This window comes from Rickettsia tamurae, from assembly GCF_000751075.1.
GTDB classification, from domain to species: domain Bacteria; phylum Pseudomonadota; class Alphaproteobacteria; order Rickettsiales; family Rickettsiaceae; genus Rickettsia; species Rickettsia tamurae.
In genome coordinates, this window is record NZ_CCMG01000008.1 from 40,411 (window position 1) to 52,606 (window position 12,196).

Sequence of the window (12,196 nt, forward strand, 5' to 3'; positions counted from 1 at the left end):
TCTACAGGAGTTTATATTTTTGCTATTTTGCGTAATTTATCAATTATTTCGGCATCTAGATAAGAAGGAGCAGAAGACTTATTATTAATCCAATTATAAAGATCATTATCATTTTGATCAAGTATTAAAGAATAGCTTCCAAGTTTTTTTTCATCCATTAAGGATAGGTACTTTTCGGCAAAGCTACCGAGTATATAATCCATTTCTCTGCAACCGCGATTTTTACTACGGTAAAAAAGTTTCTTTTGTAAAGAGTTTTTATTTAATTTATTCATCTATAACATCTTGCAAAATTTTTTTATAATAATATTATTAAAATTATCAGATACCAAGATTATTTTAAAATGCTTTAATAATTAAGCACTCTAACAAATCCATTCTACATGGGTAAAATTCTATTAACTTTTATTATCAATAACAGCAAGAAAGCGTAAATATGTCGGTTCAAAATATCTGTTCTACTCTACAAAAGCTTATGATATACTAATTTCAAATGATAATGCTTTTCTTGTAGATGTTAGAACTAGAGAAGAGTGGCAACAAGTGGGGATACCTCATTTAGATAATAAAAATAAGGTGATCTTTCTAAGTTGGCAATTGAATAAAGATTTTGAAGATAATTTTTTATCTATAATTAAAGATAAAATAGGTGCAACAAACTTCTTACATAACACAGCTAATAAGGAGGAATTTGAAGGAAACACGGAACACAGCACCGCAGCGTACACTTTAGTACGTGAGGATGCGAGTACCGGATTGACGTACAAATTACCCTTAGAAGCAAGTTATGCAAGAAGTTTGTTAATATTTTTTCTGTGCCGTTCAGAGGTCCTTCGCAGCAAATTTTATAACTAATATAGTTATAATATTAGTGACGGCTTTGAAGGAAATAATCAAGACAAAGGTTGGAAACAAAATAACTTACCGTGGCAGTTTTAAGTGAGTACTAATCAAATAATTTTAACGGATCAAGGTGATAATTATGTAAATGTCTGGAGTCACGTGGCTCAAGATCTTTACAATCATTACGGTGAAACTCTATATAATAGCTGGTTTAGTAAAGTCAATTTTATAGAATCTTCATTAAATACCGTTATTCTTTGTGCCCCTACTAACTTTGTTAGAGATTGGATAAAATCCAAGTACTCTATGGTCATATTGCAACTATTTCAACATTATAATAATACCATTAAGTCGATTGAAATAATTACTAAAGAGTTACCTGGAACAACCCAAACAGTTATAGAATTACCTACTAAGACTTTTGCCGATATCGGCAGCAGTGAACTTAATTCGGGAAATATCTTTTCAACCCTTGACGTACGTTTTACTTTCGATAATTTTGTGGTTGGAGCCCCAAATGAGCTAGCTTATGCAGCAGCAAGAGCAGTTGCGGAATCATCAGGTGCGGTTTCTGAGTCTAATCCGCTTTTTCTATATGGCGGCGTAGGGCTTGGTAAAACTCATTTAATGCATGCAATCGGTTGGTATATCAAGCAGAATAACCCAAGCCGCAAAGTTATATACATGTCGGCAGAGAAGTTTATGTATCAGTTTGTTAAAGCTCTGCGTAATAAAGAAGTAATCTCGTTTAAAGAGAAATTCCGCTCGGTTGACGTATTAATGATTGATGACATTCAATTTATTTGCGGTAAAGATAGTACGCAGGAAGAATTTTTCCATACTTTTAATACATTGATTGATAATAATCGTCAAATGGTTATTTCTTGTGATAGGTCGCCTTCAGATTTAGATAATATTGAAGATCGGATAAAATCTCGTCTTGGATGGGGCTTAGTTGCCGACGTTCATAGTACTACTTATGAGCTACGACTCGGTATTCTAGAATCTAAGATTGAGCAGATGAACGTTAAAATACCGAAAGACGTAATTGATTTTTTAGCATCTAAAATCGTTTCAAACGTTAGAGAACTTGAAGGAGCTTTAAATAAAGTGATAGCTCATTCTAATTTTACTTTAAAAGAAATTACACTCGAAAATACACAAAATATTTTAAGAGATTTATTACGTTCTAATGAAAGAATAATTACTGTTGAAGATATTCAGAAAAAAGTAGCTAGTCGTTATAATATTAAATTATCCGATATGTCTTCTTCTCGAAGATTACGAGAAGTTGCAAGACCGCGTCAAATAGCTATGTATCTTAGTAAAGCATTAACGCCGAAAAGCCTTGCAGATATCGGTAAAAAATTCGGTAAAAAAGACCACACAACGGTTATGCATGCTATTAAGAAAGTAGAAGAATTGCTGGAAAACGATATAGAACTACGTGAAGAGATTAATTTGCTGATGAAAATACTGCAGAACTAAATGTCATACCGTGGTCAAACTGGCTTTGTTGCATGGCCCGAAAACCGACTCGATGTCATTCCCGCGAAAGCGGGAATCCAGGGTAAAGCGAGATAAATCGAGCTTTTAATTTTAAAAACTTATTGTGTATAACCTTTAAATTACTGGATTCCCGCTTTCGCGGGAATGACATAAACAGCAATGCAACAAAGCCAAAACGTCGCAGGAATGACATAGGTATATACCAAATGCCCTCAAAAAATGATTCAGTAAAAGAAATTTTTTCAAGATTATCCGGAAAATACTGGATTAACAGAATTATAGATAATCATGGTTACGGCGAGGGGGTAGCATATTTCCTATCTGAAAGTTTAAATGAATTAATCTATAAAGAGGAATTGCAAATTCACTATAACGACTACGATTATCAAATCCACGCTAATAAAGAATATAGATATATTTTTAAGAGTAGTAATATTACAAAATATTTTATTGCTCCTGAAAATAGCTTATTTTATCGTTTAGATTTTATAGATAATTCAAGAGCTACAGGTAGTCATCTATGTGGTAAAGATCAATATAATGTACCTATATATTTTTAAATCCTGATTCATTTACTCTTAGCTACCAAGTTCTAGGACCTCAAAAAGACTATAATATTAGTACTGTTTTTAAATAGGATATAGAATCATCAAAGCTTTCTCCCACTCCTATTAACTTTAATGCTTCTTCTATAGTTTTATCTAGTTCTTCATCATGAGTTTTTAATATTTTATTGCTGTCATAGTCATAATTACCCTCATTTTCTAGGTTTTTTCTCTTTAATGAAAGCTTTAATTTAGTTTTAAATGATACAGGGGAAATAGTTTGGTTAAATTTTGCTGTAATATCTTGTAATACATCTTTGGTATATTCAGGTGCATCAATGTCATACCACTCTTTTATTTTACCGCATAAAATTTGTAGAATTTCAGGTAATATTTTTTTATTTCTTTCTTGAGAGATGCTTGTTTTTGAGCTAAAAACCTTTCAATATTTTTTAAGCTTTCAGTAAATTCCAAGTAGGTTATTTCAATTAAATCCTTTAAATCTTGAGAAAAATCCTTTTTTTCAAGCAATTTAGTTTTTGTAAGCTTTAAATTACGTTCTCCTGCTTTAAGAACTAAAGCAGTTAAATTTTGGTCTAATGAATTTAACAAATCTATAGGACAATGTTTTAGTTTATTAACTTGTTCTAAAAAATGTTTGATATCATTAAGGCTTATATTATCTATATTTTTACCTTTATTAAACTGTACTAAAACCATAATATCAAGACTTTGTGCTATATTTTCTAATTTAAAATTATTTAAGTTTTCACTAAGCCATTTTATTAAAATATTGCCTTCTCTGATAAGTAATAGATGACCGTTTTGTACATTTGTAGTATCATAATCTATTGGATAGGAATCAGGTAACACATATTTATAGTTTTTAATTATGTCTCTTGTTTGAGTAATAGCATGCTTTGCAGACATAGGAAAAAGCTTCTTATTTAATAGAAATATACTATTTTTATCAATAAGTTCTAGAAAAATCGGAGCCGTAAGTAAGGTTGTATTATTTCATCTCAACTATAAATAGCAAATGCGTTAACTTTTCAGCAAAGTGATTTAGTTTTCGTGGCAATTCTTCTATATTTTGTGTCGGTTCTTTAGCATGTACCACTTCAAATATACGTTTTATAATAGCATGTTTATATTTTTGCTCTTGCTCAAATTTAGATAAAATTTCATCATATTTTCCTAAGCCCGGTACATCTGTTTGTACATTACCGGTTTTATAATGTACTATATGATTAATTGTAAAAGTTTCTTCTTTAGTATTTGAGATCTTACATATAGTAGATAAATCATTGTTTGTTTCTTCTAAAATCCGACGCTTTTAGTTGATTTTTATTGTTCCTGCCAATTATTTCAGCAAAAGCTAAAAATCCTTTAGAATTATATATTGTAAAATTTAATGGGTTATTACTTATGCTTTTTAAGTTGATATTACTGTTTTGTAATTCTTGTAATAATACTTTTTTGACATGATGAAATGCAATAGCTTCTGATAATCCGTATTGCTTATATCTTCTTTGTTATAATCTTTAAATAATTTATTAAAATGCTTATTAAAAACATTTTTGATAATATTAAAATTTTCTTCGTAATAATCACTATCTAAGGTTAATATTTCAGATTTAATTTTTTTATAAGTATTTCTAATAGTAGGATATTTAAAGAATCTATCAGCTAAATTATGTAATATTAAACCTACTCTAAGTTTAAGATCATTAGACTTATGTATATAATTAATATTTAGTATATTTCTTAGTAAAAAATCAAGATGTTGAGGCGAAGTATAATTTTCCTCTGCCTCTTCCTCAGAAGAGCTATCAAAGTTTTCATATTTTAGTGTCATTATTTATAGTATAATTAGTGTTAAATTATTCAGGAAAAAATATTCCAAGGAGCGGAGTTAAAATCTCTAGAGTATCTTCAGTATCAGTAAGCGAACTAAACTCATCTCTATATAATAAATCATTTGTAATATTTATAACATTCAAAGTTTCACCGGTATTGCCTTCATAACAATTTTTAAATGCTAAAACTTTAGTAAAATTATTAGTCTCAAGATATTTAAGTAACTTTTTCTTTGCATAAATAATTTTGCCTTCATCATTAGCAATATTATTAAGTTTCTCTCCAACCTTACTCATCATTATATTTACTTCTTTAGCTAATAACTTAGGGTCGATGTCATAATCACTAGATTTAAGCATATCTCATACCATTATAGTTATAATATTAGCTATATACTAAATATTAATCAAGTCTTCTTTACTAATAGTTACAATTTTATTTTATAGGTTAAATGTTAAGTTTATACAAATAAATTTATTGACAATTATTAACTTTTATTATATATTGCCGCACAATCTAAATACGGTATTGTGATGACAGAAAAAATTGATAATATAAAAATCCACAGAATACTTACGCTTTCCGGCGGCGGGATTAAAATCGCTGCAATGTTTCCTTTTCTTATAGAACTCGAGGAACGAACAGGGAAATCTATTTCCGAGCTATTCCCTATTATGGCAGGAGCTAGTGCCGGTGCTCTTGCAGCTACCTTATTAACAATTCCAAAAGAACCGGGTTCAAAAGAAGCAAAATATAGTGCTAAAGAAGCATTTGAGATATTTAAATCAAGTGCAAGTGATATATTCCCCGATACTTTCTTAGGTTCGGTTAAACAAATATTTACTCATAAACATAGTCAGAAACCTTTAAAAGAATTATTAGAAAAATATATAAGTGATAATAGGATGGATAGCCCTACTTCCCGCCTTATTATTTCGGTAAATGATTTGACTACTAATGGTACGGGATTAGAAATTTTTGACAGCTTTCACGGCTATGGTCCTCATGTAAAATTAAAAGACGTATTACTTGCCACAACTGCTGCTCCTACTTATTTTAAGCCTGTTATAGGTCCTACATACGCATATGCAGATGGAGGTCTCGATACTAACAGACCGGAAAATGAAGTTTTAAAATTGCTTAAAAAAGGTTATCTCCATAAAGAGCAAAATCATATACGCGAAGAGAAAACCCTCACACGTGAAGAGCAGAAAGAGATATTAGATCATACTATGGTATGTGCCATTAATTTCAGTAATGACCTCGAACCTACGAATTCCATACCTAAAATCGGCTTTGACGGAGTAATAGGTTGGCTTGTGAAAGGAAAGTTGATAAACAGGCTTATGACAAATAAAGAAGCATCTTCCACTGCAGAAGCTAAAAATGATCTGCCGGAAAAAGATGAATTTTTTGAAATAGGACTGCCTATTACTAAAGAGACTGAAAGCTTAGATAATGCAAGTCCTGAGAATATAGCAAAATTAGAAGAAATAGGACGTAAATATGTAGCAGAGAATAGCGAACAAATACAAAGATTATGTGATACTTTAATAGATAATTTAAATAAAGAACAAGCAGCTAATCAAAACGTAGAGTTGATAGATGAAAATTTTGAAGAAGAAGAGAATATAGAAAACAATAACGAGGCAATTAATAAAACGATAGCTCAAGCTCTAGACTCTGATGATGAAGGTTTTGAAGAAGATCCAGAGTATGAAAAAGAAGAATTATTAACCGGCATTAAGAAATTTTTAAATGCATTTAGTAAGCAGAACCCAACGTTAAAAAACGATATAGATAACTTTTTACAGAAAGCAGAAAATTATACATTAGAAGAAATTAAAGAGTGTATTGTCAGTTTTGAACAAGCTAGTTCAAAATGGCAAAGCGAGCCGAATAACCTTAATGTATTTAGTAGCTGCAGTATGGAAGCCTTAAAAGAGAATATTACTCTTGAGGGTGAAGAGCATACAGATGATGTACCGGGTTATAATGAGATTGTAGCATAATATTCTTTTGCCTCCCTAATAAAATTCTTAATGTCTCATTCCTAGCTAAAAACGGCTTTGTTGCATGGATACCAAATCGTCATTGCGAGCGACTGAAAGGAGCGTGGCAACCTCAGGACTTTGGCACGAGATTGCTTCGTCAAAATTTTCAATTTTTCCTCGCAATGACGAAAAAACCTATCCATGCAACAACACCCACAGCTGCTTGCAATGACGACACCTGTCTTTAGTTAGGAATACCTGGCTTTTTCTTATATAAAATCCAAATACAGTAAAACGAAATAGCAGAGCTAATACTTAAAATGAAGCATAATAAAGCAAAATTGCTTATCGTTTCGCCGTGTATTTTAGAAACCAAATAAGTTACAGCAGCGATAACTACGTAGTATATTGCACCGAATATAGATCCTGCTGTACCTGTTACTTTAGCATAATCCTCCAGTGCATAACGAAGCGTCATAGGGATAAGTAGATTATACCCAACCATATGAATCATCATCGGTGCAAATATCATAGCGATTGCAAGACTATGACTCGCTGAAACAACTTCTAATATAAAAGCATTTACCGCAAATAATATACAACCGCACAGACTAAAAATAAATCCTAAATCCATAACTTTTTTATCGTGTACATGGCGTTTTTTATTAAATACCCTCCTAAAAACCCTCCAAAGATAGCGGCAAAAGATAACAAAAACGCTAATTTACCGTAAAAAGATAGCGAAACTTTCATTTTATCAATAAAAATAAAAGGAGCTTCTATGAAAAAAACATAATATATGCCGTTAAATGCACCAATGATAAAAGCATATAACCAAAGAATTTTATCTTTAATAATTACCTGCAAAACCTCAAAATATTTACTGCTTTGGGAAAAATCTATATAAGAATTTGTTTCAGGTAAAACTTTATAATATAAAGCTAATAATATAGTACCGGTAAGGCTAAAAAATACAAAAACATAATGCCAGCTTGAATATTCTATAATATAGCCATATAGCCCCCTATAGATGAACCTAGAGAAGGGACAAATAACAGCCACGGATATAAGCTAGCATAGACATATGATAATTCCGAACCTTGATAGGAGTCTCTAGCCATAGCCTGCCCAATAACAGAACCTACACTTACACCGAAAGCTTGTACAAAACGAGCTATCATCAGCATTTCTATATTAACTGCAAAAATGCTAATAATTGAAGATACAACATAAATAAAAAGCCCTAATAAAGCTATAGGTCTTCTACCGTAAATATCCGATAATCTGCCAAGCGATAATATATCAAGAGCAAACCCTAGAAAATATAATGTAGACGTAATTTGAGTGATACCGCCGTCAATACCGAAATATTTAGTTAAACTCGGTAATCCTTGAAGTATAAAATTGTTTCCGTAGTCGGTGATAAAATAAATAAGCATAGAAGCATCCATGCCGGAATCTTCGCAATAATTTTCATAAGTTTTATAATACTCTAATACGCTATATTAATTTAAGAAAAAATAAACATTTATGAAAAGTTTTCAATATTATTTACAATAGATTTTTCTTTCACCTCTTCTAAGGTTGCTTTGTTTAATTCAAGCCCTATAGGTTTAGGATTAGCATAGGAAACTATACCAAGAAACAATATAACTAATACGAGTGAAAACTTTGTAAACATAAAACACCTAATTTAAAAAATTGAGGATAAATTAGTTTAAATAAATTTTCAACTAATATTTGAGCAACTTTAGATATGGTCTAATTTTTAATACTAATATGTTTTTTAATTTAAAATATACAAACCATTTTCTCTTACTATTTTACTTATTGCTTCTAACCCTTGAGGATAGTCTTTTTTTTTACTTTTAATAGATCAGTCAAATCATGACCACCATCTATAATAGCATGATATTCAGGTAAAATAATTTTTAAGAATAATCTCTCTCTTATGCTTAATAAAACGTGCGATAAATACTCTTCTTGTGAATCAAATGATATAAACAATCTATCAAAACGTGCATAAACTTTTGTGTTATTGAATAAATATAAATAAAATTTTACAAACAACTGTTCATATTGATAATATTTTTCTTTATTTTCCTTAGAATTAAATTTTCTTTGATACCATATCATTAGTTCATCACATTCTTTATCAGAAAACCAATGATCAAAAACTGAAATACAACGAACATAATATTGTTTTCTAAGCCTTATACGATATCTTCAATTTCCTTATCGCTCCAAATACACTGATCATCATCTATTAAACAAAACATTCGACGAAGTTTAATATTTTCCTTGCTTAAAACTTCTTTCACAATATCACCTATAATATTGATACTTTAAGTATTTAAAGAATTAGACTTTATTTTGAATGGTGAGCGAACGGAGTGTACACTTAAGTATATGAGTACACGAATCCATGATAAAATAAAGAAATAATTCTTTAAAGACGACGAGTATTTACACGTTAAATCTAAAATGTACTATATCCCCGTCCTGCATTTTATATTCTTTACCCTCTAAACGCATTTTGCCTACTTCCTTGGCTTTTGCTTCACTACTAAGATCTATATAATCTTCATAGCCGATAACTTCCGCTCTAATAAAACCTTTTTCAAAGTCGGTATGAATAATACCGGCAGCGGCCGGCGCAAGCGTGCCGTCTTTAAAAGTCCAACTATGGGCTTCTTTAGGACCTATAGTAAAAAAACTTTTAAGATTTAATAGATTATATCCTTCCTTAATGACTTTACTAAGCCCTGTTTCATCTAAACCTATAAATTTAAAAAACTCTTCTTTTTCTTCCATGTTTTCAAGTAAAGCAATCTCAGCTTCTATTTTTGAAGAAATTACGACACTTTTAGCATTTTCTTTTTTTGCTCTTTCCGCTACTAATTTTGTAAATTCATTACCAACTGCAGCATCTTTTTCAAGTACATTACATATATATAAAACGGGCTTAGAAGTAATTAACTGCAATTGTTTTAAATTATCAGCTCCTAAAGTTTCATTTAACACTCTTGCAGGTTTATCCTCACCTAGTACCTTATAAACCTCTTTTAACAATTCTATCTGCTCCGCCATTGTTTTATCGCCTGACTTTAAGCGTTTTTCACTTGTTGCTAAACGCTTTTCAACCGACTCTATATCAGCAAGTATCAACTCCGTTTCAATAACCTCAAGGTCATAAATTGGGTCGACTTTGTTATATACGTGCGTTATATCTTCATCTTCAAAGCAACGCAGTACATGCAGTATTGCATCGACTTCCCTGATGTGAGATAAGAACTTATTACCTAGCCCCTCCCCTTTGCTTGCTCCTTTAACAAGCCCTGCAATATCGACAAACTCAATATAAGACGGAATAATTTTTCCGCTTCCGGCTAAGCTTGCTAGTTTATGCAAACGCTCATCCGGCACTAAAACTTTGCTGCTATTAGGCTCAATAGTACAAAACGGATAATTAGCGGCATCCGCAGCCTGACTTGCCGTTAAGGCATTAAATAACGTCGACTTACCGACATTCGGCAACCCAACAATTCCAAGTTTTAGTGTCATAAATTTTTCCTTTCTATGTCGTTCCGCAGAAAGCTTGAATTACTACATGGCTAAATGCTTTTTATGTCATTCCCGCGAAAGCGGAAATCCAGTAAAACACATAAAAAAACTTAGTTTTTTATATACTTATTTTATCAAATATGTAATTTTTGTATCAATATTAAAGTTTTTTTCTGGATTCCCGCTTTCGCGGGAATGACATCAGAGTCTTAATATATCAAGCTATTTTATTCTTAAATTCTTCTAACTTATTCTCTAATATTAAATCAAAATTATTAGCTATTCTATCTATAGCTTGCAACGCTGTTTCATACTCCGGTTTAGAGAAATTATTAAGTACGTAATCTGCTACATCTTGATTACTTTGCGGTCTACCGACTCCAATTCTAATGCGGTTATAATTATTACCTATAACACCGTCAATTGATTTTAAACCATTATGCCCACCGTTACCGCCACCGGTTTTAAATTTTATTCTACCTGTTTCTAAATCAATATCATCATGAATAACAAAAATTTTTGCGGGGTGGATATTATAATATGTTTTCACTGATATCACTGATTTACCGGATAAATTCATGTAAGTAGTAGGTTTGATAAAAATTATCTTTTGTCCATCACTAATAGTTTCAGCAATCTCGTAATTAAATTTTTTCTTTGTACTAAATGATAAATTATATTGCTCTGCTATCTTCTCTATAGCAATAAAACCGATATTATGCCTCGTATATTGATACTCTTTTCCTGGATTACCAAGACCAATAACAAGAATCATAATAATTTACCTAATAAATAATAATGGAAAATTTTTGAAGAAATATGATTTGGAAGAAGTAGAGAATAATGTCATTCCTGCGAAAGCAGGAATCTAGTACTTTCTGCTGTCATACCGTGGTCAAGCCACGGCATGACAATTAAAGACTACTGGGATTCCCGCTTCTAGCTAGGAATGACATAAAACGAGCCAAACAACAACGCCTACGACTCCTTGCAATAACGATTTAAGTATCTAAGCAAGTCCTTATCGTGAGAATTATCTTACTTCCCTGCTTCAGCGGCTTGTTGTTCCCCTTCAGCTTCAGTTTTTGCTCCTCTACGTCCTATAATAGTTGCAAGAACAAATTCTTTTTTTGTAACAAAACTACATCCTTTCGGTAATTCTATTTTTGAAGATTTTAGCGAAGTAGCAATAGGCATATTAGTAACGTCTATAGTTACGTTTCTTGGGACATTATTAACATCACATAATAAAGTAACTCTTCTTTTTACTATATTAAAGTATCCGCCTCTTTTAACGCCTAAAGCTCTTTCTTTCCCTTCATATACTACAGGTACTTCCATTTTTTGGGTTTTCTCTTCTAAAAAGACAAAATCCACATGGCGTACTATATCCGTAACAGGATGTAACTCCACGGCTTTCGGTAATACTTTATATTTTTTCTTATCAATTGTTAAATTAATTAACTGAGAGATAAAAGCCGACTTTCTATAATATTTAGTTATTTCCTTTTCTTCTAAAGAAATACTAACAGGTGTTTTACCCGCTCCGTAAATAATAGCCGGAACACGTCCTTCTCTTCTTAATGCTCTTGCTGCTCCCGTACCGAATTCCACGCGGGATTTCGCTTCAAGTTCTAATATTTCACTCATTATTACTCCATATTAACTTATAATATAATAAATCTTCATTATCATACTTAAGTACAATTAAAAATTCAAGTAAATTAATTCTTGACTAGAATATAGGAGTAATATATCCCTTAGTTAAAATTCTTTAATTTATTGGATAAAAAAGAAATTTAGTTCTAACCGAAATTATTTTGTAAGGAAATTATGAAACAGATACAACCTAAGCGTATTGCAAATCCCTCAAACTGTGGA

The 12,196-nt window shown here is 31.2% G+C and carries 11 protein-coding genes and 5 pseudogenes; 6 read left to right on the top strand and 10 right to left on the bottom strand.

What is annotated here, in order from left to right:
* Positions 1-11: 11 nt before the first annotated feature.
* Complete coding sequence (locus MB29_RS01975) at positions 12-275, bottom strand: FAD assembly factor SdhE (protein WP_008580148.1); 264 nt, start codon at positions 273-275, stop codon at positions 12-14.
* A 161-nt stretch (positions 276-436) separates the two neighbouring features.
* On the opposite strand from MB29_RS01975, the pseudogene MB29_RS11285 reads away from it, so the two are divergent.
* The 5 genes and pseudogenes from MB29_RS11285 to MB29_RS11290 form a co-directional block, all read left to right on the top strand.
* Positions 437-663, top strand: a pseudogene (locus MB29_RS11285) (rhodanese-like domain-containing protein); the annotation flags it as partial.
* Positions 652-789 (top strand): annotated as a pseudogene (locus MB29_RS12425) (palindromic element RPE1 domain-containing protein); the annotation flags it as partial. The pseudogenes MB29_RS11285 and MB29_RS12425, both read left to right, overlap by 12 nt.
* Before the next feature lie 12 nt (positions 790-801).
* A pseudogene (locus MB29_RS12430) lies at positions 802-939 on the top strand (rhodanese-like domain-containing protein); the annotation flags it as partial.
* On the top strand, positions 940-2,331 hold the full coding sequence (gene dnaA / locus MB29_RS01985) for a chromosomal replication initiator protein DnaA (protein WP_032138848.1): 1,392 nt from the start codon (positions 940-942) through the stop codon (positions 2,329-2,331).
* A 227-nt stretch (positions 2,332-2,558) separates the two neighbouring features.
* Positions 2,559-2,989: pseudogene (locus MB29_RS11290) on the top strand (DUF6314 family protein).
* A 262-nt stretch (positions 2,990-3,251) separates the two neighbouring features.
* Here MB29_RS11290 and MB29_RS12435 read toward each other — a convergent pair.
* The 3 genes from MB29_RS12435 to MB29_RS02010 form a co-directional block, all read right to left on the bottom strand.
* Entirely contained in the window at positions 3,252-3,827 is a 576-nt protein-coding gene (locus MB29_RS12435) for a hypothetical protein (protein ID WP_233418861.1), read from the bottom strand.
* A gap of 505 nt (positions 3,828-4,332) precedes the next feature.
* Positions 4,333-4,755, bottom strand: coding sequence for a hypothetical protein (locus tag MB29_RS08120; protein WP_233418862.1), 423 nt, complete (start codon positions 4,753-4,755; stop codon positions 4,333-4,335).
* Positions 4,756-4,780: 25 nt separating this feature from the next.
* The gene (locus MB29_RS02010) at positions 4,781-5,116 is read right to left on the bottom strand and encodes a hypothetical protein (protein ID WP_032138849.1); all 336 of its coding nucleotides are present in this window, start codon (positions 5,114-5,116) and stop codon (positions 4,781-4,783) included.
* Between the two features lie 174 nt (positions 5,117-5,290).
* On the opposite strand from MB29_RS02010, the gene MB29_RS02015 reads away from it, so the two are divergent.
* Positions 5,291-6,769, top strand: coding sequence for a patatin-like phospholipase family protein (locus MB29_RS02015; RefSeq protein ID WP_032138850.1), 1,479 nt, complete (start codon positions 5,291-5,293; stop codon positions 6,767-6,769).
* A gap of 226 nt (positions 6,770-6,995) precedes the next feature.
* On the opposite strand, the pseudogene MB29_RS09770 reads toward MB29_RS02015, so the two are convergent.
* From MB29_RS09770 to MB29_RS02050, 6 genes and pseudogenes are all read right to left on the bottom strand, one after another.
* A pseudogene (locus MB29_RS09770) lies at positions 6,996-8,228 on the bottom strand (Bcr/CflA family efflux MFS transporter).
* Between the two features lie 51 nt (positions 8,229-8,279).
* A complete protein-coding gene (locus tag MB29_RS11295) occupies positions 8,280-8,432 on the bottom strand; it encodes a hypothetical protein (RefSeq protein ID WP_215426180.1) in 153 nt (50 codons plus the stop codon).
* Between the two features lie 155 nt (positions 8,433-8,587).
* Positions 8,588-8,887, bottom strand: a complete 300-nt coding sequence (locus tag MB29_RS02035; RefSeq protein ID WP_032138852.1) for a hypothetical protein — start codon at positions 8,885-8,887, stop codon at positions 8,588-8,590.
* Between the two features lie 330 nt (positions 8,888-9,217).
* Positions 9,218-10,315: a redox-regulated ATPase YchF gene (gene ychF, locus MB29_RS02040; protein ID WP_032138853.1), complete on the bottom strand. Its 1,098-nt coding sequence runs from the start codon at positions 10,313-10,315 to the stop codon at positions 9,218-9,220.
* A gap of 217 nt (positions 10,316-10,532) precedes the next feature.
* Entirely contained in the window at positions 10,533-11,090 is a 558-nt protein-coding gene (pth, locus tag MB29_RS02045; protein WP_032138854.1) for an aminoacyl-tRNA hydrolase, read from the bottom strand.
* Between the two features lie 263 nt (positions 11,091-11,353).
* Positions 11,354-11,965, bottom strand: a complete 612-nt coding sequence (locus MB29_RS02050) for a 50S ribosomal protein L25/general stress protein Ctc (RefSeq protein ID WP_032138855.1) — start codon at positions 11,963-11,965, stop codon at positions 11,354-11,356.
* Between the last annotated feature and the right edge of the window lie 231 nt (positions 11,966-12,196).